The sequence below is a fragment of the Lederbergia ruris genome (assembly GCF_018332955.1).
Lineage (GTDB): Bacteria > Bacillota > Bacilli > Bacillales > Bacillaceae_C > Lederbergia > Lederbergia ruris.
The window spans coordinates 1-932 of record NZ_BORB01000100.1 but is presented as its reverse complement, the minus strand read 5'-3'; the positions used below and the strand labels follow the sequence as shown (position 1 = coordinate 932).

Below are 932 nucleotides of genomic sequence, written 5' to 3'. Positions count from 1 at the left end.
TACTCTTTCACAGATCCAATCAATACCCCCTTCACAAAGAATCTTTGTAAGAAAGGATAAATAATTAACAGCGGTAAGGAAGAGACCATGATAACGGCATATTTAACGAGGCTGGCTGTTTTAACTTGTTCCACGAGGGATTCAACTTCCCCAGGGCCGCCGCCACCGTCTTGACCAATCTGAGTGACAACTAAAATTTGTCTTAAGATCAGTTGTAAAGGATAAAGCTTTTCATTCGACAAATAAATCAATGCGGAAAAATATTGATTCCACAAGCTGACACCATGAAAAAGTGCCATGACCGCGATAATCGGCATCGAAAGTGGGATCACTACTTTTCCAAAGATATAGTAATCGGAAGCCCCATCGATTTTAGCAGCTTCCACTAACTGGTCGGGAATTGTCTGTTGAAAGAATGTCCGTGCAACGAGAATCGACCATGCTCCTACCACACCTGGGATCACAATCGCCCAAATGGTGTCGATCATGCCTAATGTTTTAATGACGAGGTAAGTAGGAATTAACCCCCCATTAAACATCATTGTGAAAAGGATGATCCATAAAATATATTTTTTCCCCATCACTTCTTTTCTTGATAGTGCATAAGCACAAGGTAATAACACAATTAAATGAATGATCGTTCCGATAATGGTATAAAAAATCGTATTCCGATACCCAAGCCAAATCGCATCATTTTGGAATACTCGCTTATATCCAGCGAGGGTAATATCCACAGGCCAAAGCCACATTTTTCCTGTACTAACGGCTGATGGGTCACTGATCGATGCACTGATCACAAATATAAGCGGATAAACGATGATTAACGTAATGAGTCCCACAAGGATTTTGTTAATCAAATCGAAGGTTTTATCCGATAAACTAAAATTTCTCATTTTGCTCCCCCTTACCACAAGCTGTTATCGCTTACTTTT

General features: G+C 40.0%; 1 protein-coding gene. It reads right to left on the bottom strand.

From position 1 onward, the window contains the following. Positions 1-893 (bottom strand): carbohydrate ABC transporter permease (locus tag KI363_RS21555; RefSeq protein WP_212967610.1); only part of this gene is annotated, 893 nt, incomplete at its 3' end. Positions 894-932 lie beyond the last annotated feature (39 nt).